The organism is Priestia aryabhattai B8W22, assembly GCF_000956595.1.
In the GTDB taxonomy this organism is placed as follows: Bacteria; Bacillota; Bacilli; order Bacillales; family Bacillaceae_H; genus Priestia; species Priestia aryabhattai.
Genome location: NZ_JYOO01000016.1, coordinates 80,934 through 102,288 on the forward strand (window position 1 = coordinate 80,934; position 21,355 = coordinate 102,288).

The following is a 21,355-nucleotide window of genomic DNA, read 5'->3' on the forward strand; positions in this document are numbered from 1 at the left end:
TCATCCCCCCTCCCCAATATGTTCTAAGACGACGCCATGAGCAATTGTTGGAATTGACTCTTTTTGCTGAATCATCGTTGGACTTAAAAGAGCTCCTGTTGCCACCATAAACACTTTCTTTAAGTTTCCTGATTTTAATTCATTTAAAATATGCCCATATGTGACAATAGCCGAGCAGCCGCAGCCGCTTCCTCCTGCAAATACATTTTGGTCGGGGCGATATACCATTAATCCGCAATCATTATGATTGGTTGATATATCGTAGCCTTCGTCCTTGAGCAGCTGTTTTAAGATTGGACTGCCTACACCAGATAAATCTCCTGTTAAAATAAGATCATACTCGCTTGGAGCGATGTTTAAGTCTTCCAAATGTCTTTGAATGGTATCTGCAGCAGCTGGTGCCATAGCAGAACCCATATCGTTTGCATTTTTAATCCCATAATCCATTACCCGACCAATCGTTGCAGACGTCAGACGCACAATACCTTTTTCTTTCGAGACCAGCGCTGCCCCTGCTCCCGTAATGGTTGCCGTTGCCGTATCTGGTTTTTGTCCTCCGTACTCGGTAGGATTTCGAAATTGGCGCTCAGCCGTTGCGTTATGACTGCTCGCTGATGCAATAACACGATTAGCAAATCCCGCATCCACAAGAGCTGCTCCTGTTGCCAGCGTTTCCATTGATGTGGAGCAAGCCCCAAACATGCATAGAAAAGGAATTTGATTATGCCGAGCTACAAAATTAGCCGTTACGTTTTGATTTAATAAATCTCCAGCCAAAAACAAATCAACGTCTTCATAGGATAAATTTATTTTTTGCAAGCAGGAATCAATGGATTCCGTCATCAGTCTTCTTTCAGCTAACTCCCAGTTGTCTTCTTCACAGTGCAAATCTTTATGTGTAATATCAAATGTTTCTCCCAACGGTCCATCTGCTTCTTTTGGACCTACTGCTGTTCCTGTAGCATTAATATAAATAGGATTTTCATAAACCCACGTTTGCTTTCCAGTTTTTCTCATAATCCCCCTCTTTTCATAGCAAATAAGTTTTAAAAAGGTAGCGAATGATTCCTACAACGTAAGCGGAAACCGTTCCAAATACAATGACGTTTCCGGCCAGTTTAAACATGTTCGTCGCAACTCCGAGAACAATTCCTTCACTTCGATGTTCAAGCGCTGCACTCGTCATGGAATTGGCAAAACCCGTAACAGGAACGGCTGAACCTGCACCTGCGAATTGACCAATACGATCGTATATCCCAAACCCGGTTAAGAGCGCAGATATTAAAATAAGGGTTGCAACGGTAGGATTACCTGCTATTTTTTTCATTAAAGTCAAAAAATGCAATATAGAAATTTTGAATTGCCTGTCCTAATGTACAAATGATTCCCCCTACCAAAAAGGCTTTTAGGCAATTTGCCACATATGAAGGTTTAGGCTGAAATGGTTTAATGCTTTCTTGATAGTTATCTTTTAATTTTTGATTATTTGCCACTTTACATACATCCTTTTCTTATTGATTAACAAAATAAATCCAATGAAATAATGATCCGCATACTTTGCCTAGTACAATGGCCATTAACAATAAAATAAGCTTGCCTTCCATTCCTATCCGTTTCGTTAACGTCGGCAATACATTAAGCACTTCTGTTAACGCTGCTGCCAGCATCCCAATAAAAATACCGCTCGTTAGACCTATGATCATAATAAATACCGCAGGAAATTGCCACGTATATTGATGAAGACTGCACCAACCGCCTGTAACAGCACCACCTACAACTCCCCACTCATATGCTTGAATGTATTTCATGGTTTTGGTCAGCTGCATCAAACGCGGAATAATGCCCAGCACCGTTAAAAATGCTACAAACCCAGCACCTGCAGCCAGTCCTCCCGCAAGTCCAATTACAATGGTCATCACAATGTTAATGATCATCAATTTTTTTCATACTTTCTTTATTCTCGTGCATAATGACGTATTGATCTAAGTCTTGCTGGTAATTAAACATTTCGACTTCGAGAGGACTAGGCTCTTCATTAATTCGTTTTCTAAAGACGTGGTTAAAAAACAGAATCATTCCCAGCCCCAAACCGATAGAGTAAGGCACTTGAATCAGCAAAGGCTGCTTATCTCTCAGACCGGTCAGCATATAGAACAATTTTTGATGTACTTGTCTCATACTCACATCTTCGTGAAAGTTCATAATTGCTAAAGCAGCTCCGATGAAGAGAAGAAACCAAACAGCTAGAAAAAACAAAAAGGAATATTGTTTCTTTTTATACACGACCTCTACAATTGTTTGAGCGGGTCCAATCGTCTGAATGTCTAAGTGCGGATACTGAGAGGCAACTTTTTCAATTACCTTCATTAAATCAACAATGATAATATTTCGATCGCTCATACTTACTTGATATACAATTAGCTTTTCAATTTGCTTTTGAACAGAATCTCCTGCTATAACCATTGCTAATTGTCCAATATTTACAGCCTCATCAGGTTTTACTTGAATACGATGCCTCATTTTAAGATAAAGAACGTTTTCCATTCATATCACACCTTACGATTCATTATCTCCCTGTACGTGTAGTATGGATTTTCTTAAATTTTCTAATTCACGTTTCTGAACAGACCATTAATTACCAAATGAAAAAAGCAATCCGTTTCACTATTCTTCTTTGAATAGCAAAACGGATTGCTTCTTAAGCATTATGTGTCATTCATATGCAGCTTCATTTGTTTTAAAATTTTCTTCTCAAGCCTCGATACCTGAACCTGAGAAATTCCCAGCCTTGCGGCCACTTCGGACTGAGTTTGGTCTTTGTAATACCTCAAATAGACAATGAGCTTTTCACGCTCATCAAGTTCTTCAATTGCTTCTTTTAAGGCAATTTTATCAAACCACTTCGCTTCCGTATGATCAGCAATTTGGTCAAGAAGGGTAATTGGATCTCCGTCATTTTCATAGACGGTCTCGTGAATAGACGAAGGAGCACGATTAGCTTCTTGAGCTAGTACTACTTCTTCAGGAGTGAGATCCAAATGTTCTGCAACCTCAGCGACTGTAGGGACGCGTCCAAGTAATTTGGAAAGCTCGTCTTTTGCTTTACGTATTTTATTGCTCATTTCTTTGAGAGAACGGCTAACCTTTACCGTACCATCATCACGAATAAATCGCTGAATTTCACCAATAATCATTGGAACAGCATATGTTGAAAATTTAACATCATACGATAGATCAAATTTATCAACGGACTTTAATAGCCCTATACATCCAATTTGAAATAAATCATCGGGCTCATAACCACGGTTAATAAAACGTTGAACAACCGACCAAACGAGCCGCATATTTTTTTGGACGATTGTATCTCGTGCAATTTGATCACCTTGCTGACTGCGCTTGATGAGGTCTTTAACTTCATGATCCTTTAAATACGGTTCGTTTTTATTTTTTTTGACCTCCACATCCATTGGCAAGTCTCCTTAATTACATAGCGCTTTACTATTTGTTAAGTGCTTTTTTAAATATAAGGTCGTACCTTCTAATACAGTAGACTCCACTCGAATTTCGTCCATAAAGTTTTCCATTATGGTGAAACCCATTCCAGAACGCTCTAGATCTGGCTTCGTTGTGTATAAAGGCTGCTTGGCTTCATCCACGTTATCGATACCAATTCCTTCATCACGAATCATCAGCTCGACTACACCGTCTTCATGAAGCGTCACAGAAATATATACCACACCATCCGGATTGCTTTCGTAGCCGTGAATAATAGCATTTGTTACTGCTTCAGATACGACTGTTTTAATTTCTGTTAACTCATCCATTGTTGGATCTAACTGCGTAATAAATGATGCTACCGTGACGCGGGCAAACGATTCATTTTGACTAAGCGCGGAAAATTGGAGGTTCATTTGATTTTTCATTATGCCACCCCCAATTTTTGAAGCGCGTTTTCTTCATTAGGTTCAAAACGAATAATTTTAAATAAGCCTGACATATTAAACAGACGTTCTACGGCAGGAGAAATAGCGCATACAACCATTTCCCCGCCATTATTATGAACCTGTTTGTATCTCCCTAAAATAACCCCTAAGCCAGAGCTGTCCATAAAGGTTAAATGCTGTAAATTTAAAATCAAATGGCTGATAGATTCCTTCTCTATCGCTTCAGTGATTTTGCTTCTTAGCTCTTCTGCCGTATGATGATCTAATTCTCCTGTTAATCGAACCAACAAGACATCTTGTTTGAATTCCAATTCAATCGAAAGACTCACTATACAAACCTCCTCGGAAATCTTATAGTCAGTCTTTCGCTGCCGACAGAATAGAATCCTTCTCACCGACAAAACTAGTTCTATTTCGTCACATTTAGCTGTTTACGATGTTTGAGAGAAAATAGAGAATGTACGTTTGAATATCTTCCACCAAGAAGCAGCATCGATATCTTCTTTTGCAAGAAGCGGTGAAGAACTAACTACTTTGTTATCCTTCTTAATGGTCAACGTTCCAATTTTGTCGCCTTTTTGAATAGGCGCATTTAGCTTCTCGTTCATTTTCACTTCTGTTTTAACGTCTTTGGCTGCATTTCCTTTTTTCAATAAAACAGAAATAGGCTCGGACGTAACGGCTGTTACCTGATCTTCGCTACCCTTATTTACATCTATCTTGGCAATAACGTCTCCTTTTTTGTATAAAGGCTTCGTTGTATATTGACTGAATGCGTAGTCTAACATTTTGGTTACTTGATTATTGCGGTCTTTTGGCGTGCTTGCACCGAATACAACCGCTAACACACGCATATTTCCTTTCTTAGCGGTAGCTGTCAGGCAATACTTGGCTTGACCGGTAAATCCCGTTTTGAGTCCATCAACGCCGGGATAAAACTTCACTAAGCGATTTGTATTTACTAACCAAAACTTCTTATCTGTATCCGTGCGTAAATAAGCTTCGTATTTACTCGTATAGTTAATAATTTTTTCATACTTTAGCAGCTCTCTGCCCATCATGGCCATATCATGAGCTGTACTATAGTGATTTTCTACGGGCAGGCCTGTCGGATTTTGAAATTTTGTGTGAGTCAAACCAAGCTCTTTCGCTTTTTGGTTCATCTTTGCTACAAATTTTTCTTCTGATCCAGCTAAATATTCAGCCATTGCCATAGAAGCATCGTTACCAGAACCTATCGCAATCCCTTTTAGCAAATCATTTACCGTCATTTCTTCTCCGGGCTCTAAAAAGATTTGTGACCCTCCCATTGAAGCGGCATATTCACTTGCTCGCACTTTATCTTTTAAGGTAATTTTCCCTTTATCCAAAGCCTCCATAATTAAAATCATTGTCATAATTTTAGTCATACTAGCAGGGGGAAGTTCTTGATTACTATTTTTTTCGTATAGAATTTTTCCTGTATCCCGTTCAATTAAAATAGCTGACCTAGCACTGTCAGCAAGCTCAGAACTCTTTTTTTCTGCGGCTAAAACAGGTTGCGTCATAAGTGGAAATAAAAATATGACAACGAGTAACTTTACAATAGTTCGCTTCATCTCCACAAACCTCCATTCTTTATACAACCTATTTTTTCCAAGGTATAATCGATTTATACTAAACGAAATAAAAAAAGCATCGAGAAATTCTCGATGCTTGAAGTCATATTTTCTTCTTATTTTTGATAAGCTGGAAGCTGCTTTACTACTTCTTTTACAAGCGATAAAAACTGCTGTTTTACTTTTTCAGTCGTTTCAATCACTTCTTCATGATTTAACGGCTGATCTAAAATACCAGCTGCCATATTAGAAATACAAGAAATACCCAGCACTTTCATACCCGCATGGCGTGCCACAATAACTTCTGGTACTGTAGACATACCGACCGCGTCTCCCCCGATAATGCGAAGCATGCGTACTTCAGCAGGCGTTTCATATGTTGGACCTGTGTTTCCTACATATACACCTTCTTGTAAGGCGATATTTAAATCAGCTCCTACTTTCTTCGCTAATTGACGAAGGTCCTTGCAGTAAGCAGTTGACATATCCGGGAACCTTACTCCAAAATCAGAGTCATTAGGTCCAATCAAAGGGTTCGTTCCAAAGTTATTAATATGATCAGAAATAATCATTAAATCTCCTGGATTAAAGGATTCGTTCACTCCGCCTGCTGCATTCGTTACAACCAACGTTTCTACACCAATTTCTTTCATTACACGCACTGGAAATGTTACTTTATCAAGGGCGTACCCTTCATAAAAGTGAAAACGTCCTTGCATAGCTACAACCGGTACGTCATGAATGGTACCAATTACTAATTGACCAGCGTGACCTTCAACTGTTGAAACCGGGAACTCAGGAATTTCGTTATACGGAATTTTTACCGCGCCTTCAATTTCGTCAGCTAATACCCCTAGTCCAGAACCCAAAATAAGGCCAATTGTTGGTGTAACAGCTGATTGATTTTTAATATATTCTGCTGCTTTTTCAATATATTCTTTTTTCATACTCCATTCCCCCTGCTTAATCCAGCTCTTTTAAAAAACTTTTTCCATGCTTAGGCATTGTTACGCCAAAATTTTCTGCTACTGTTGCGCCAATATCCGCAAACGTTTGACGAATAGAAAGTTCTTTTCCTTCTTGCATGCCTTTATTGTACACAAGAAGCGGCACGTATTCACGCGTATGGTCTGTCCCATGATGAACAGGGTCATTTCCATGATCCGCTGTAATAATCAATAAATCATCTTCTTTTAATAAATCAAATACTTCTTCCAAGCGTACATCATATTCTTCAAGCGCTTGCCCATATCCTTGTGGATCGCGGCGATGGCCATAGAGAGCATCAAAATCAACTAAATTTAAGAAGCTTAAGCCTGTGAAGTCCATGTTTAATGTATCAACTAGCTTATCCATGCCGTCCATATTCGATTTGGTACGAAGAGATTTTGTGACTCCTTCTCCGTCGTAAATATCAGAAATTTTACCGATAGCAATAACATCGATGTCATTGTCTTTTAATTCATTCATTACTGTACGTCCAAAAGGCTTTAATGCATAGTCATGACGATTGGATGTACGTGTGAAGTTACCTGGTTCACCTAAAAACGGGCGAGCGATAACACGTCCAATCATATATGGATCATCTAGCGTTAATTCACGAGCAATCTCACAAATTTTGTACAATTCATCAATTGGAACAATTTCTTCATGAGCAGCAATTTGTAAAACAGAATCCGCTGATGTATAGACGATTAAGTCACCTGTTTCCATATGTTGTTTTCCTAGCTCATCTAAAATTTCTGTACCAGATGCTGGTTTGTTCCCAATAATTTTTCGACCTGTTTTTTCTTCTAGTTGTGAAATCAGCTCTTCTGGAAATCCGTCCGGAAACACATTAAAAGGCGTATCAATATGAAGGCCCATAATTTCCCAATGACCTGTCATTGTATCTTTTCCTGCAGAAGCTTCCTGCATTTTTGTATAGTAAGCGAGCGGTTTTTCAGCTTTATCAATTCCTTTAATTTCACGGATATTGCTTAGACCAAGCTTAGCCATATTAGGCATATGAAGACCGTTGCAGTGCTCTGCAATATGACCAAACGTATCGGCACCTTTATCATTGTATTTTTCAGCATCCGGTGATTCACCGATACCTACTGAATCCATGACAATTAAAAATACGCGTTTATATGTATGCGCCATTTTATTCCCTCCAAATATCAATTTATTTATTCTCTATAAAATTCCCGTTTGGAAATAATTTAACCATCTTCTCTTATTGGTCAGAAGTCTGACCTCTCTATTAGTATAGACGCTTTTTATTTTTTTGTACACATGAATGAAAGTGTTCTCAAACAAAAAACCAATGTCTATAAACTCACTGGACATTGGAATCTTCCTACGCTCGCGGATGAAACTGATTGTATACATCTTTTAAACGTGCTTTTGTAACATGTGTATAAATTTGAGTGGTCGAAATATCCGCATGCCCAAGCATTTCTTGAACGGCTCTCAAGTCCGCGCCGTTCTCTAACAAATGAGTAGCAAACGAATGCCGTAAAGTATGTGGAGTTAATTCTTTTTCAATTTTTGCTTCAGAAGCTAACTTTTTTAATATTTTCCAAAATCCCTGCCTTGTTAAACGCCTTCCGTGATGATTAACAAAGAGTGCTTTGTCCTGTTCCTTTTGCTTTGTTAAAATACTCCGGCCATGCTGTAAGTACTCTTCAATCGCCTCCGTTGCCAACCTTCCGATGGGGACAATTCTTTCTTTATTCCCTTTTCCGATACAGCGAATAAATCCCATCGTCAAATGTGCATCATCAATATTTAAGTTAACGAGTTCAGACACACGAATTCCAGTAGCATAAAGCAACTCAAGCATCGCTTTGTCTCGTATGCCAAAAGGTGTCGAAGTATCAAACACATTTAACAGCGCCTCTACTTCCTCTGCATTTAGCACTTTTGGCAGCTTGCGCTCAAGCTGCGGAGTATCAATATGAACGGATGGATCTGTATCCGCTGCTTTTTCTCTTAGTAAAAATTGATGAAAAGATCTAGTTGAAGCCACATGTCTCGCAATCGTTTTAGATGACTTTTGCTGATCACTTAAATATTTCAGAAAATTAACGATGTGGAGTCTTGTTACTTCATTAAATGATTTCAGCTGCTCTACATGCTCTAAATATTGAGCATACTTTTTTAAATCTCGTTCATACGAATCAATCGTATTTTTCGCCAGTCCCCGCTCTACTACTAAATAATGAATAAAATCTTGAATTTGATCATTCAATAGCCTCTACTCCCCGTTTTGATAAAACATAAATAAACGCTCCAGCCACGTCTGATCTTTGTTCACACTTGCTTGCATGACTTTAACCGCTGAACCCGACGGCTCATCATAACGTTTATAATTTTGATACTCTTGAGATACCCATATCATTCCAAAATAAAACAAAAGAGTAAACCCGGTAAATAAGATAAATACTTTACATGTATTATATACCATTTCAGCCCATGATTTCATGAAACAATTCCTCCAATTTTTGATTCTATTAGAAGATATGCCCACTGGGACAGGTTTTATACATGTTTCTTGCCTTTATCCGCTGAGTTCTCTCCTGGTCATTTCCTTCCTTTCTATAAAACCATGTAGCTTGTAACCTCGTTATTTTTTCTATTTATGTACAACAAAAAACCTTCTCCATTAGGGAAAAGGCTTTTACTGCTTGTCTTCTTTATCCTGACAGCGATGGCAAATGCCATGAAACGTCAAGCGGTGATCTTTAATTTTAAAATTCCATTGCTTTTCCACAATTTCTTCAACGTCTTCAAGCAAATCTTCTTGAATTTCGTCCACAGATCCACATTCCATACACACAAGGTGATGATGAAAGTGTGCGGCTCCTTCTTGTCTTAAATCGTAGCGAGAAACGCCATCGCCAAAGTTTATTTTATCAACAATTTTAAGTTCAGTTAACAATTCTAACGTACGATAAACAGTTGCCAATCCAATTTCCGGAGACTTTTCCTTGACGAGGAGATATACATCTTCGGCACTTAAATGATCCTCTTCATGTTCAAGAAGTACTCTTACAGTCGCCTCACGTTGAGGTGTCAATTTATAGCTAGCTGAGTGCAACTGCTGCTTAATTCGCTCAATTCGACTTTCCATAATTATTCCCTCCCTCGCCATTCACTAATCCATTATATCAGATGTGTCGAGGGTGTCAAAATAAAGTTATTATTAATAAGAAAAAAGAATTCTTTTTACTTAATACTTATTCTTACTTATTTAATAGAGCCATTACACTTTTCATTAAAGTAGGTGATACGTAAGCTTCAACTGTAGCTGCACAGGCAACCAAACATATCATTGCAATCATCGTGCCGCTATAGCGTAAAAAGGATGCGGAAATAGGCTCCGCTGCTTTTTTAAAAAACTGCTGCCGCACGAGCTTCAAAGAAAAGGCAACTGAAGCCGCAGACAAGATCAGAAATGCCGGTATGAGAAAGATATTTTGCGGCATAACAGATACAAAAGATAGCGCAAACCCTGAGAGTCCCATTTGATTGACTAAAAAGCCTACGGTAAAACCAATCACCATTCCTTTTAAAAACAGCAGAATTAACACTACGGGCAAACCAATAATAGCAATTCCTAATATCCAAATGAGCCCCAAGTATTTAACATTGTGAAAAAAACTTTGCTGAAACATTTCAACGCTGCTCGCTACTTCTCCACTCTTCACCTGTCCGAAAAACCGGTTTAAATAGAAATACAGGTCTTCTTTTTGATCAAGCGTCAAACTATTTACAACAATAGCCCCAAAAATGATTCCCATTAAAAACAGCACGGTTACAAACAAATAAATAGAACTGTTTTCTTGAAAATGTCTTGCATACGATAACGGCAATTGTTTTTTTCTCATCGTCTTCCTCCTATTAATCGCTTAATAGAGTGTATGATAGAGTACAAAAACTATGCCAAGAATCTTTTGAATCTATCAAATCTACGTTCACCATCACCTTAAAAAAATCCGAACGAATTTGATTCTCCATCAAGAATCTCTATTCATCGTTCGGATTTTCTTTTAAGTTGCTAGATTGCCGTTCGTATGTAAAAGAAAAAACTCTCTTACTCTCCTAATCCGCTTTTTAACTGTAAGTACTGCACAGCATAGGCTGTTTTTGCATCATAAATTTCTTTGTTTTGAATAAGAGTAAGCGCCTCATCTACGGTAACTTCCATTACTTCAACAAATTCATCTTCGTCTAATTCCGCTTTGGTGGTCATCACTTTTAAATCTTCCGCTAAATAAAGGTGAACCAACTCATCTGCAAAACCGGGTGATGTATAAAAAGAAATAATATGGCTAAGCGAATCCGTGGTATAGCCTGTTTCTTCTTCTAACTCACGCTTTGCCGTCACAATCGGCTCTTCTCCTTTTTCTAGCTTGCCGGCTGGAATTTCGACCAAAATACGATCCATCGGCCTGCGATACTGTTTGACCATAATCATTTTATGATCGTTTGTTAACGCAATGACAGCTACGGCTCCAGGATGCTTAACTACTTCTCTTGTACTCGTTTTTCCGTTTGGAAGCTCTACTTCTTCTAAGTACAAATCAATTACTCTGCCTCCAAACAGCTTTTCAGAAGACAGCATTTTTTCTGTTAAATGATCCATTTTCTACACCTCGTTCTATTTTTTTGACTCTTACATATATTCTATCATACGAATCTTGGGAGGTAGAAAAAATGAAAGTTTATGTTCACGAGAAGCAAATCATTTTGGTCGGTAAAGCATGGGAAATCAAGCAAAAGTTAAAAGAATACGGCGAACAATTTCAGTATGTTGATGAGTGGACGAACGCTATCTCTCAAAATTTTAATTCTTACAAACAACAAGCAGACTGCAGACACTAATTGTGCTGCAGTTTTTTAATCTTCTTATTTGAGTTTCCCTCTATCATAGCGCTACAATAGATAGAAACAAGTAAAAAATAAGGAGTGACATATATGGAAAAAAGACGCTTAGGTACTTCAGATTTGCTCGTCAGTACATTAGGTTTAGGATGCATGTCTCTTGGAACAGAACAGAAACACGCTGTCAATATGGTTGATGAAGCTCTGGAATATGGAGTTAATTATTTTGATACAGCAGATTTATATGACTTTGGCTTAAACGAGGAGTTTGTGGGACAAGCTCTAAAAAACCGCAGACATGATATTGTTTTAGCCACAAAAGTAGGAAATCGCTGGAACGATGCAAAAGACAGCTGGACATGGGATCCGTCTAAAGCTTACATAAAAGATGAAGTAAAAGAAAGCCTGCGCCGGCTTCAAACGGATTACATCGATTTATATCAACTGCACGGAGGGACGGTTGAAGACAATATTGAAGAAACGATTGAAGCATTTGAAGAATTAAAACAAGAAGGCGTCATTCGCTACTATGGTATTTCATCTATCCGCCCGAATGTGATTCGAGAGTATGTGCAAAACTCTTCTATTGTCAGTGTCATGATGCAATACAGCTTATTGGACAGACGTCCTGAAGAAAGTGCTCTTCCCCTTTTACACGATAACGGCATTAGCGTTGTAGCCAGAGGTCCAGTAGCCAAAGGGCTGCTAACCGAAAAAGGAGAGCAAAAGCTAGCTGCATTCGAAAATAAGGGATACTTAGACTATAGCGGTACTGAATTAGCAAAAACGATAGAAGCATTTCGTCACGTACGACCAAATCACTCTCTGAATTCAACTGCACTTCAATACTGTTTAGCTAATCCTGCGGTAGCCTCAGTTGTAGCAGGAGCAAGCTCTTCTTCACAGCTTCGTGAAAACGTAAAGGCTGTCGAGACCTCCCCGCTACAGCCTACTGAAGTTAACAAGCTGCAATCGATCTTTAAAGCAAATCAATATGAAGCTCATCGTTAAAAAATAAAAGCGCCTTTATCGGCGCTTTTATTTTTTAAACTCGGACCAGTTCATATCACTTTCATTTAACAGTTCTTCAAACGATTTATTTTTTTCTTTTTCTTTTCGAATTCGAGCAGCTTCTTTACGCTCTGTTTCTTTCTGCTCTTCTTCTTTTAAAGAAAGCGCCTGTTTTTTAGCTTGAAGCTGTTTTAATAAGCTATCATTTAGCTGATCTTTGATACTGAGCTGATCGTTTTGTTTTTGTGCTGATTGTTTTTGCTTTTTTTTAGCCATCACAATTCCCCCGCTACTTTAATTGAGAGATATTGTATCATATTCTTGCTTTTGTTACCAAAAATCAAAATGCATCTAGTTTTACATGTTCATCAACGATTAAAGTTGGCTCTGTAGACTGTTGAATATCTTCTACCGTATAACCTTTCGCTACTTCCACAAGTTTTAGGCCTTCTGCCGTAATATCAATGACCGCTCGATCTGTAATAATACGATCTACTACCCCTTTTCCTGTCAGAGGGAGAGTGCACTCATTTAAGATTTTAGGTTGGTCTTTTCTTGTCACATGTTCCATAATGACAATGATGCGCTGCGCTCCATGAACTAAATCCATTGCACCGCCCATTCCTTTAATCATTTTCCCAGGAATCATCCAGTTAGCTAAGTCACCAGTTTTTGAGACTTCCATGCCTCCTAAAATCGCAATATTAATATGCCCTCCGCGAATCATGCCAAACGATTCAGCACTGTCGAAGTAAGAAGCCCCTTTTGTCGCCGTTACGGTTTCTTTACCTGCATTAATTAAATCAGGATCTACTTCTCCTTCTTTCGGATATGGTCCAATGCCTAATAGACCATTTTCAGACTGAAGCACCACCGTTTTATTATCTGAGATATGATTAGCCACAAGCGTTGGAATACCAATTCCAAGGTTTACATAAAATCCGTCCAAAATTTCTTTTTCAGCACGTTTTGCAATTCGCTCTCTCACGTTCACGCCGTTTTCAATCATGAAAAATCTCTCCCCTTTTGTTATTTTTGAACGGTTAAACGCTCAATACGTTTTTCTTGTTCACCAATAATTAACGATTGAACATATACACTAGGTGTGTGGATAATATTTGGATCAAGTGAACCTGTTGGATGAAGTTCCTCCACTTCTGCTATCGTCACTTTTCCTGCTGCTGCAATCATTGGGCTGAAATTGCGCGCTGTCTTGTTATACACTAAATTCCCCATATGATCGGCTTTCCACGCTCTAACCAAACTAAAATCAGCTTTTAACGCCTCTTCTAGCAAATATTCTTTCCCATCAAACACGCGAACTTCTTTTCCTTCAGCAATGGGTGTTCCCACTCCTGCTGGTGTATAAAATGCAGGTATGCCCGCTCCGCCGGCCCGAATCTTTTCAGCTAGCGTGCCTTGAGGTAGCAATTCTACTTCAATTTCTCCTGACAATACTTGTCTTTCAAACTCTTTATTTTCTCCCACGTAAGAGCCAATCATCTTTTTAATTTGTTTGTTTTTCAGAAGCAGTCCAAGTCCCCAGTCGTCTACGCCGCAGTTATTTGAAATTACGGTTAAATCTTTTACCCCTGTTTCAACTAACGCTAAAATCAAATTCTCCGGAATTCCACATAAACCAAAACCACCGACCATAATCGTAGCACCGTCGTGAATATCTTTCACCGCTTCTTTAAACGACGTATGTACTTGTTTCATACATAACCACCCCTTCGTTATTTTTGAAAACGCTTTCTAATCTATTATAAAAGATTTTTATTTCTTTTTAAATATATATATAACTAAAAATTATAATTTAATCATTTTTTTGTCAAAAAAGTTATATTAGTAGACAAAATTCAAAGGAAAACAAAAACGCCACGAGTTCCAAAGCAGTATGTTTGGAATCTGTGGCGTTGTGATATAGCTTTAATGTTTATAAAAACTATATCAAAAATTAAGGACGTTCAACGATTGTTGCAACGCCTTGGCCTCCGCCAATACATAACGTTGCTAACCCAAGTTTTGCGTCGCGTTTTTGCATTTCATGAATAAGTGAAACTAGGACACGTGTACCACTTGCACCAATAGGATGTCCAAGCGCAATTGCTCCACCGTTTACATTTAAAATATCATGGTTAAATTGAAGTTCACGATCCACAGCGATTGACTGTGCAGCGAATGCTTCGTTTGCTTCTACTAATTGAACATCTTCTAATGAAACAGCAGCTCTTTCCAGCGCCTTTTTCACTGCGCTTACAGGACCGATTCCCATAATGCTTGGGTCTACTCCGGCAGTTGCATTAGCTTTAATAGACACTAATGGTGTTAGGCCTAACTCGTCTGCTTTTTTACGGCTCATTACCACTACTGCAGCTGCACCGTCATTGATACCAGATGCATTACCAGCTGTTACAGAACCGTCTTTTTTGAAGGCTGGACGTAGTTTCCCTAGACTTTCAGCCGTTGTGCCTGCGCGTGGGAACTCATCTTGTTCAAAAATTGTTACTTGGCCTTTTCTTCCAGGCACTTCTACTGGCACAATTTCATCTGCGAAACGACCAGATTGAATAGCTGCTTCTGCTTTTTGCTGACTTGAAGCTGCAAATGCATCTTGTTCGTCGCGAGTAATTTCATATTTATCACACAGATTTTCAGCTGTAACGCCCATATGGTAGTCGTTAAATGCACACCATAATCCATCTTGGATCATGCTGTCGACTACTTTTTGATCGCCCATTTTAAACCCGTTGCGTGCATTTTTTAATAGGTATGGTGCTTGGCTCATGTTTTCCATTCCACCAGCAACAATCACATCAGCATCCCCAGCAAGAATCGCCTGTGTAGCGAGATGTACTGCTTTTAGTCCTGATCCGCATACTTTATTGATGGTTAATGCTGAAACAGTTTCAGGTAAACCTGCTGCTAAAGTTGCTTGTCGTGCTGGATTTTGTCCTAAACCTGCTTGTAAGACATTTCCCATAATAACTTCGTCTACTTCGTTTGCTGATACCCCTGCTTTGTTTAAAGCTTCTTTGATTACAGTACCACCTAAAGTTGTTGCGGATACATTTTGTAAGCTTCCCCCAAAGCTGCCGATTGCTGTACGTACAGCGCTTACAATGACTACTTCTGTTTGACCCATGTCGAAAACCTCTCCTTACTGTTTGATTACTGTGATTAACTGTCACTTGTATTAATTTCGACATCGCTTGCGAAATTCCTCTTTTTTTGTAAAAATTTATAATTTTTATTGAATTTTAATTTTTTAGAATTAAAATAAATATTAGTAAGCGTTTACATTGTGGGAGGAGAGCGGTTTATGGGATTTCCTAAAAAAGTAACAATTATAGAAGTTGGTCCACGAGATGGACTTCAAAATGAAAAAAATTTTGTTCCAACTGATAAAAAAATTAATTTTATCAAAAAATTAAAAGAAGCGGGACTATCCGAAATCGAAATTACATCCTTTGTTTCTCCAAAATGGGTCCCTCAAATGAAAGATGCTTCTACTATTGCACCTATATTTCAGACTGATACATGCCGAAACATTGTACTGGTGCCGAATCAAAAAGGCTTGGAAAAGGCACTGCAAGCTGATTGCCGCTCGGTTGCGCTTTTTATTGGCGTAAGCGATACCTTTAATCAAAAAAACATTAACAAAAACACCGAAGAAGCTGTACAAACGCTGCTTACTCTCATTCAGCAGCTTAAGCAGCAAGAATGTTTTATTCGCACCTGCGTTTCCACTGCTTTTTATTGCCCGTATGAAGGAAAAACAAATGAACGTGACGTGCTGAGCCTTTGCGAAAGCTTTGTGGAAGCTGGAGTGGATGAGCTAAGCGTTGCCGATACAATCGGCATGGCAAATCCTAAAGATGTATTTTCACTTTTCTCGAAATTAAAACAAAGTTTTCCCCACACGCTACTTGCTGCGCACTTTCACGATACGAGAGGATTGGCTATTGCAAATATCTACGCAGCTCTGCAAGCCGGTATTAACAGGTTCGATTCATCTGCTGGCGGGTTAGGAGGATGTCCCTTTGCTAAGGGAGCAACGGGAAACGTAGCTACCGAAGATCTTGTCTTTATGCTTCATGAAATGGGTATCTCCACTTCTATTAATGAAGAAAAGCTGCTCGAAGCGGTCGATTTTATCGCTCCTTACATTTCAAGACCGATTGAAAGCAAGCAATACTCTTTGTTTGCACAGCGTTAAAAATTAGGTTTTTATGAGAGCGATGCTATAATAAATACTAGCTATATTAACAAAAGGAGCCGCTAATCATGAAAAAATGGCTATTATTAATAGGAAGCGTTCTCGGAGCATTTGCCGCTCTTGGCATCTTTTTTACAAATCAAATGATGTACATCCGTAAAAAGACCGACAAAGTCATTATTGACCGCGATACGGAAGATGGCTTTTATGATGAAAACGTCTATAACGCTCTTCCTAAAGAAGCATTTGTGCTTCCTTCTTCTCTCGGCTATAACATAGCTGGGACCGTTATTAAACAACACGATCACAACCGATTTATGATTCTTTCGCATGGAGTTACAGTTCATTCACTGAACTCTATGAAATATGCTCGGCTTTTTCTGAAGCTTGGATGGAACGTCGTTCTTTATGATCATCGCCGTCACGGCAAGTCTGAAGGAAAAACAACGAGCTACGGCTATTATGAAAAGCTGGACCTTCAATCTGTTGTTCACTGGGTAAAAGAACAATTAGGTTCAACTATTTCCCTTGGGATTCACGGGGAATCTATGGGAGCTGCGACCACTCTTTTATATGCTGGAATGGAAGACGGAGCTGATTTTTATATTGTCGACTGCCCTTTTTCAGACTTGGAAGAACTTCTTGCCTATCGCTTAAAACAAGATTTCCACCTGCCCAAACAGCTTGTGATGCCAGCAGCCAATATTATTTTAAAATGGCGAGAAGGCTATTCATTTAAAGACGTATCCCCCATTTCAGTCGTAGATCAAATTAAACATCCTGTTCTGTTTATCCATAGTAAAGAAGATGACTATATTCTTCCTAAAATGACGGAGCAGCTGCATGCCAAAAAAATGGGTGCAAAACGGCTGTATTTGGCACCTGTAGGCACTCATGCCCGCTCGTATGCTGATAATCCAAGAGAATATGAACAAGTTATTGAATCATTTTTAGAAAAAATACAAAAAGAAGCGCATTAAAGCGCTTCTTTTGTTTTATCGATAAATGACATGCGCGGATTTAAAATTTGAGAAGGACATTTTAGCATAAACGCATATGCACTTTCATTGTAGTCAACCGTCATATTATCATCTAAAAATACTTGCTTTGTTTTTTCGACAAGAACAGGAACAAAATTCGTCTCGATGGTTACATCATCGCTTTCTTTTTCATCAACAATCCATAGCGTTGTTACACCGCTCACAACACAGCCGCATCCGTCCGTATCGTATTTTAATTTTAAATATAGTGAAGAATCTTTCCCGTACTTTTCTTGTATTTTTGCTATCGCTTTATCTGTAAAGGTAATATTCATTTTCCTTTAACTCCTTTTAAACTAATTGTATAAACAAACGAAAATTGCTTATATAATGAGTATAATACACATCTCGCTTTCATTAAACTCTGGCGCTTCATATAGATGTGTACAAAAAGGAGGTTTTTCTATGTCAAAAGTACAAATTAAAGTAATGGATAACGGCTCTTTCCGTGTCACTGGAGACGTTGAATTAATTGATGCAGACGGGAACAAATTTGAGACAAAGCCGACGTTTTCACTCTGCCGATGTGGCCAGTCGCAAAAGATGCCCTTTTGCGACGGAAATCATAAAGGAAAATTCGACTCTTGTGTGCGCGCTGCAAAAATTTTAGACGAGCAGTAGATTTATAGAAATACAGCCTTACTGAACGAAACCATTGATAACCTGTGGTTAAAACACAGGTTATTTTCTATTAAACGCATCCCCTGCCAATTTTTCTACGAGCCCCGGGGCAAGCTGATACATCTTCGAACCTATATTCATCCACTTAGGCAAGTTGACTTCTCGCTTTGGTTTCCCAATAATATTGACCGTTTTTTCAGCTACGTATTGAGGTGTTAACATAAACTTTTCTACACTTTTTTCATAGTTTCCTGATTGATCTGCTATTGAAAAGAAGTTGGTTTGAATAGGACCTGGATTCACTGCGGTTACATAGATATCTGTTTTCGCTAATTCCATTCGCAGGCTGTTAGTAAACCCTAGCACGGCATGTTTAGAAGCTGAATAGCCACTGGATTTAGACGTTGCAAGTTTTCCTGCTTGAGAAGCAATGTTAATAATATGTCCTTTGTTTTCTTTTAGCATATAAGCTAAAATTTCTTGTGTACATGCAATTAATCCAATAACATTGACTTGAAACATTGAGGTAATTGTCGTAATCGATGCTTCTTTCACTTCTTCAAATACACCAAAGCCTGCATTATTAATCAGCACATCAACACGCTTCATTTCACTTATCATTTTCTGAACAACTCTTTTGACTTCCTCTACGTTTGCTACGTCAGCTTTATATATGTAAGAGGCAATCCCATACTGTTGACTAATTTGCTCAGCTACTCGCTGCAGCTTTTCTTCTGTACGTGCAAGTAAAACGGGGACGCCCCCTCTTTTGGCCACTTCATAAGCTAAATGTTCTCCAAGACCTCCCGAAGCGCCTGTAATCACGACATGTTGGTTCTTTAACGAGGATTTCAAATATAACACACCTTTTTTATAAGTTAAGAGCACACAGAATAAATAAGCGTACTTTCCTTTTCATGTGTACTGATTTTATTTGCATCTTCTAAAAAATCGAGCTGACCAATTGTTTCAGAAAGAGTTAGCCCTAGTTCTTTTTCATAAATAGTAGGAAATAGCTGTTTGCAAATATCAAATGCTGTTTGAGGGCGTTCTTTTATCATGCTAAGTACTTTATCGGCTCGATCGCTTTGCTTTTGTAACCTCTCTTGTACAAGTTCACGGACATGTAACACTTCATCTCCATGACCTGTATAGATACAGCTTATCTCTAAGTCAAGCAGACGTCTTAACGAATGATTATATTGAAGAAGCGTTTTAGGCCGCTCGCCGCTTGGTTTCATAGGAGGTTCAATAAGCGGATTAGATGAAATATGCTTTAACAGCAAATCTCCTCCAATCATAACCGCTGTTTTTTCATTGTATAATGCAATATGGCTTTGAGCATGACCGGGCACTTCAAGCACTTTCCAACTCTCTAGGCCCGGAATGTAATCTCCTTCCTGCACAGAAGTTGTAAGAGAACGGTGACATGAATACTTCATTGATGCTTTTAAACGTTTTAAATAGGGGCGAAATCTTTCATCTACGCCTGCTTTCATAAAGTGATCTTCAAAAAACGCATCGTACCACTCAAAGAAATCCGGATTCTGGGAGATCCAAGGCTGATTTTTCGCATGACCGACGATGGCGATATCTTTATCAAAAAAATCAAGCATTCCTACGTGATCAGGGTGGTGGTGAGTTAGGACAACTTGCTTAATATCATCTGGTTTTAATCCTATTTCATTAAGCTTTTCTTTAAATACAGACCACGCTGCCTCCGTTTTAATACCAGCATCGATTAGCGTAACGGTCTGACCTTTTATAACAAAAACATTCACATCTCCTACCGCAAAAGGAGTAGGCAGCACAATTTTATACAATTGCTCATTCATCTGTATTTTTGCTCCTTTACCATCGCATTTTCTTTTAAGTTTACACGATTTTTCCCCTTATTTATACAAATGCGTTCATTTTCTGAAAATTACATTGACATCCCTCTCTTTTTCATTGCATAATGACAGAAATATAGTGAAGTTTTATTCATATCTTTAGATAACTATGCATTTTATAAAGAAGAGATACACAAACATAAACCTTTAACAGATACTGAAATCTCAGTATCTGTTTTCATTGGATAGCAAATGACTGGAGGAAATTTTAATGAAAACGGATCTAAATATCGCCTTTATTGGAGCTGGATCAATGGCTGAAGCCATGATCTCAGGGCTGCTGTCAGCTAAAAAGCTTCGCCCCAATCAAATCACCGTAACAAATCATAGCAACGACAAAAGACTTCACGAACTTCGAAACGCCTATGGAATTAACATTACGCGTAATCATGCCTTGTTAATCGAAAAAAGCGATATCGTCGTGCTTGCTATTAAACCAAAAGACGTAGCGGAAAGCATCGATACGATTAAGTCCTATATTCGTCCCCATCACCTCGTTCTCTCTGTTTTAGCGGGTGTATCGACTGCCACAATTGTAAACTTGTTTGACCAAGAAGTAGCGGTTGTAAGAGCTATGCCAAATACATCTGCTTCTATTGGATTATCGGCTACAGCCATTGCACCCGGCAAATTTGCTACAGTGGAGCATATGAACGTTACTACTGCTTTATTTGAAACGATTGGGACGGTTACAACTGTAGAGGAAGAGCAGCTTCACGCTGTAACAGGACTATCGGGAAGCGGCCCAGCGTATATCTATTATCTAGTAGAAGCAATGGAAAAAGCAGCTGAAAAACAAGGCTTGGATACGTCAGTGTCGAATGAACTAATTCTTCAAACGCTTATCGGTGCTGCCGAAATGCTGAAACAGTCACCTAAAACGCCAGCCGTACTTCGAAAAGAAGTGATGAGTCCTGGCGGTACAACAGAAGCAGGAATCGAACAGCTTATTTCTCATAACTTCCAAGAAGCGATGATACAGTGTATTGAACAAGCTACCATTCGCTCTAAATATTTAGGAGATACGATTGACGAAAAAATCTCGAGTAAACGCTCGTAAAGGTTCACCTCTTTCTAAAAAAAGAAAGAGGTTTTTTTATAATCAAAAATGGATAAGCAGATTATGTGAAAGAAAATTCAATGCGGTGATATAATAACT

General features: G+C 38.7%; 27 protein-coding genes and 1 pseudogene. 6 read left to right on the plus strand and 22 right to left on the minus strand.

Going from position 1 to position 21,355, the window contains the following annotated elements:
- The 15 genes and pseudogenes from spoVAD to N178_RS14170 form a co-directional block, all read right to left on the minus strand.
- A complete protein-coding gene (gene spoVAD, locus N178_RS14100) occupies positions 1 to 1,017 on the minus strand; it encodes a stage V sporulation protein AD (protein ID WP_043976324.1) in 1,017 nt (338 codons plus the stop codon).
- 13 nt (positions 1,018 to 1,030) lie between these two features.
- A pseudogene (gene spoVAC, locus N178_RS14105) lies at positions 1,031 to 1,493 on the minus strand (stage V sporulation protein AC).
- Between the two features lie 18 nt (positions 1,494 to 1,511).
- Entirely contained in the window at positions 1,512 to 1,934 is a 423-nt protein-coding gene (locus tag N178_RS14110; RefSeq protein ID WP_028410704.1) for a stage V sporulation protein AB, read from the minus strand.
- Positions 1,924 to 2,544 (minus strand): stage V sporulation protein AA, encoded by a 621-nt coding sequence (locus tag N178_RS14115; RefSeq protein ID WP_045292952.1) that lies wholly within the window; start codon positions 2,542 to 2,544, stop codon positions 1,924 to 1,926. Before N178_RS14115 ends, N178_RS14110 begins: the two co-directional genes overlap by 11 nt.
- 161 nt (positions 2,545 to 2,705) lie before the next feature.
- A complete protein-coding gene (sigF, locus tag N178_RS14120; RefSeq protein ID WP_013059074.1) occupies positions 2,706 to 3,467 on the minus strand; it encodes an RNA polymerase sporulation sigma factor SigF in 762 nt (253 codons plus the stop codon).
- Positions 3,468 to 3,479: 12 nt separating this feature from the next.
- Complete coding sequence (spoIIAB, locus tag N178_RS14125) at positions 3,480 to 3,923, minus strand: anti-sigma F factor (RefSeq protein WP_013084935.1); 444 nt, start codon at positions 3,921 to 3,923, stop codon at positions 3,480 to 3,482.
- Positions 3,923 to 4,273, minus strand: a complete 351-nt coding sequence (spoIIAA, locus tag N178_RS14130) for an anti-sigma F factor antagonist (protein WP_013084936.1) — start codon at positions 4,271 to 4,273, stop codon at positions 3,923 to 3,925. The genes spoIIAB and spoIIAA overlap by 1 nt, the downstream gene beginning before the upstream one ends.
- Before the next feature lie 102 nt (positions 4,274 to 4,375).
- A complete protein-coding gene (locus N178_RS14135; protein WP_045292954.1) occupies positions 4,376 to 5,542 on the minus strand; it encodes a D-alanyl-D-alanine carboxypeptidase family protein in 1,167 nt (388 codons plus the stop codon).
- A gap of 116 nt (positions 5,543 to 5,658) precedes the next feature.
- Positions 5,659 to 6,489 carry a purine-nucleoside phosphorylase gene (locus N178_RS14140; RefSeq protein WP_045292956.1) on the minus strand — a complete coding sequence of 277 codons (831 nt, stop codon included), beginning with the start codon at positions 6,487 to 6,489 and terminating at the stop codon, positions 5,659 to 5,661.
- Between the two features lie 16 nt (positions 6,490 to 6,505).
- Complete coding sequence (gene deoB / locus N178_RS14145; protein ID WP_045292958.1) at positions 6,506 to 7,687, minus strand: phosphopentomutase; 1,182 nt, start codon at positions 7,685 to 7,687, stop codon at positions 6,506 to 6,508.
- A 196-nt stretch (positions 7,688 to 7,883) separates the two neighbouring features.
- Positions 7,884 to 8,777, minus strand: a complete 894-nt coding sequence (gene xerD / locus N178_RS14150) for a site-specific tyrosine recombinase XerD (RefSeq protein WP_028411550.1) — start codon at positions 8,775 to 8,777, stop codon at positions 7,884 to 7,886.
- 6 nt (positions 8,778 to 8,783) lie between these two features.
- Positions 8,784 to 9,011, minus strand: a complete 228-nt coding sequence (locus tag N178_RS14155; protein ID WP_013059081.1) for a YqzK family protein — start codon at positions 9,009 to 9,011, stop codon at positions 8,784 to 8,786.
- Between the two features lie 195 nt (positions 9,012 to 9,206).
- Positions 9,207 to 9,659, minus strand: a complete 453-nt coding sequence (fur, locus tag N178_RS14160; protein WP_013059082.1) for a ferric iron uptake transcriptional regulator — start codon at positions 9,657 to 9,659, stop codon at positions 9,207 to 9,209.
- Positions 9,660 to 9,771: 112 nt separating this feature from the next.
- Positions 9,772 to 10,416, minus strand: a complete 645-nt coding sequence (spoIIM, locus tag N178_RS14165; RefSeq protein WP_025750451.1) for a stage II sporulation protein M — start codon at positions 10,414 to 10,416, stop codon at positions 9,772 to 9,774.
- Between the two features lie 206 nt (positions 10,417 to 10,622).
- Positions 10,623 to 11,174: an NUDIX hydrolase gene (locus N178_RS14170; RefSeq protein ID WP_045292961.1), complete on the minus strand. Its 552-nt coding sequence runs from the start codon at positions 11,172 to 11,174 to the stop codon at positions 10,623 to 10,625.
- A 71-nt stretch (positions 11,175 to 11,245) separates the two neighbouring features.
- Here N178_RS14170 and mciZ point away from each other — a divergent pair, with 71 nt between their 5' ends.
- Positions 11,246 to 11,413 (plus strand): Z-ring formation inhibitor MciZ, encoded by a 168-nt coding sequence (mciZ, locus tag N178_RS14175; protein ID WP_033579730.1) that lies wholly within the window; start codon positions 11,246 to 11,248, stop codon positions 11,411 to 11,413.
- A 93-nt stretch (positions 11,414 to 11,506) separates the two neighbouring features.
- The gene (locus N178_RS14180; protein ID WP_045292963.1) at positions 11,507 to 12,424 is read left to right on the plus strand and encodes an aldo/keto reductase; all 918 of its coding nucleotides are present in this window, start codon (positions 11,507 to 11,509) and stop codon (positions 12,422 to 12,424) included.
- Between the two features lie 27 nt (positions 12,425 to 12,451).
- Here N178_RS14180 and N178_RS14185 read toward each other — a convergent pair whose 3' ends face one another.
- The 4 genes from N178_RS14185 to N178_RS14200 all read right to left on the minus strand — a co-directional run bounded on the left by N178_RS14185 (position 12,452) and on the right by N178_RS14200 (position 15,569).
- Positions 12,452 to 12,700, minus strand: a complete 249-nt coding sequence (locus tag N178_RS14185) for a YqkE family protein (protein ID WP_033579729.1) — start codon at positions 12,698 to 12,700, stop codon at positions 12,452 to 12,454.
- 64 nt (positions 12,701 to 12,764) lie between these two features.
- Entirely contained in the window at positions 12,765 to 13,433 is a 669-nt protein-coding gene (locus N178_RS14190; RefSeq protein WP_045292964.1) for a 3-oxoacid CoA-transferase subunit B, read from the minus strand.
- Positions 13,434 to 13,453: 20 nt separating this feature from the next.
- Positions 13,454 to 14,143, minus strand: coding sequence for a CoA transferase subunit A (locus N178_RS14195; protein WP_013059089.1), 690 nt, complete (start codon positions 14,141 to 14,143; stop codon positions 13,454 to 13,456).
- Between the two features lie 238 nt (positions 14,144 to 14,381).
- On the minus strand, positions 14,382 to 15,569 hold the full coding sequence (locus N178_RS14200) for an acetyl-CoA C-acetyltransferase (RefSeq protein ID WP_028411556.1): 1,188 nt from the start codon (positions 15,567 to 15,569) through the stop codon (positions 14,382 to 14,384).
- A gap of 177 nt (positions 15,570 to 15,746) precedes the next feature.
- On the opposite strand from N178_RS14200, the gene N178_RS14205 reads away from it, so the two are divergent.
- Both N178_RS14205 and N178_RS14210 read left to right on the plus strand, forming a co-directional pair.
- Entirely contained in the window at positions 15,747 to 16,643 is an 897-nt protein-coding gene (locus tag N178_RS14205) for a hydroxymethylglutaryl-CoA lyase (protein ID WP_045292965.1), read from the plus strand.
- Positions 16,644 to 16,711: 68 nt separating this feature from the next.
- Positions 16,712 to 17,623 (plus strand): alpha/beta hydrolase, encoded by a 912-nt coding sequence (locus N178_RS14210; RefSeq protein WP_045292967.1) that lies wholly within the window; start codon positions 16,712 to 16,714, stop codon positions 17,621 to 17,623.
- On the opposite strand, the gene N178_RS14215 is transcribed toward N178_RS14210, so the two are convergent.
- Positions 17,620 to 17,958, minus strand: coding sequence for an iron-sulfur cluster biosynthesis family protein (locus N178_RS14215; protein ID WP_045292968.1), 339 nt, complete (start codon positions 17,956 to 17,958; stop codon positions 17,620 to 17,622). The two genes, N178_RS14210 and N178_RS14215, sit on opposite strands and share 4 nt — an antisense overlap.
- A gap of 130 nt (positions 17,959 to 18,088) precedes the next feature.
- Here N178_RS14215 and N178_RS14220 point away from each other — a divergent pair, with 130 nt between their 5' ends.
- Positions 18,089 to 18,304, plus strand: a complete 216-nt coding sequence (locus N178_RS14220; protein ID WP_013059094.1) for a CDGSH iron-sulfur domain-containing protein — start codon at positions 18,089 to 18,091, stop codon at positions 18,302 to 18,304.
- A gap of 60 nt (positions 18,305 to 18,364) precedes the next feature.
- Here the strand turns inward: N178_RS14220 and N178_RS14225 are convergent, their stop codons facing one another.
- Both N178_RS14225 and N178_RS14230 read right to left on the minus strand, forming a co-directional pair.
- On the minus strand, positions 18,365 to 19,159 hold the full coding sequence (locus N178_RS14225) for an SDR family NAD(P)-dependent oxidoreductase (protein ID WP_045292971.1): 795 nt from the start codon (positions 19,157 to 19,159) through the stop codon (positions 18,365 to 18,367).
- A gap of 23 nt (positions 19,160 to 19,182) precedes the next feature.
- Positions 19,183 to 20,139, minus strand: coding sequence for an MBL fold metallo-hydrolase (locus N178_RS14230; protein ID WP_028411561.1), 957 nt, complete (start codon positions 20,137 to 20,139; stop codon positions 19,183 to 19,185).
- Between the two features lie 268 nt (positions 20,140 to 20,407).
- Between N178_RS14230 and proI the strand changes: the two genes are divergently transcribed.
- Positions 20,408 to 21,256: a pyrroline-5-carboxylate reductase ProI gene (gene proI / locus N178_RS14235; protein WP_045292973.1), complete on the plus strand. Its 849-nt coding sequence runs from the start codon at positions 20,408 to 20,410 to the stop codon at positions 21,254 to 21,256.
- Positions 21,257 to 21,355 lie beyond the last annotated feature (99 nt).